Here is a 237-nt window from a genome sequence, read left to right as displayed (position 1 = left end):
CTGCCATATCTGGGTCTTCAGGGTGTTTAAATAGTTTCGCGTGTTTTTTAACGCCTTCGATTGTTGCTAGCTCTGGATACTCTTCAACAAGGTAGGATGGCACCCAGAAGCCTTCTTCACCGCCATCAACAAGGGCTTTGCCTGCGTAGGCTAGACGACCTTCTTCAACGCCTTTTTCAACGGCGTCTTTAACGGAGTTTGTCCAAAGTTCTGGAGCGATATCAGGTTGGCCTTTTT

General features: G+C 47.7%; 1 protein-coding gene. It reads right to left on the bottom strand.

Features of this window, described 5'->3' with window-relative positions:
- Positions 1-237 (bottom strand): glycine betaine ABC transporter substrate-binding protein (locus AB4585_RS28750; protein ID WP_372172190.1); only part of this gene is annotated, 237 nt, incomplete at both ends.

The organism is Vibrio sp. 10N.222.49.C9 (assembly GCF_041474985.1).
GTDB classification, from domain to species: Bacteria; Pseudomonadota; Gammaproteobacteria; order Enterobacterales; family Vibrionaceae; genus Vibrio; species Vibrio crassostreae_C.
Note: the sequence above shows the minus strand (reverse complement) of the source record. Positions and strands in the feature narration are given on the sequence as shown.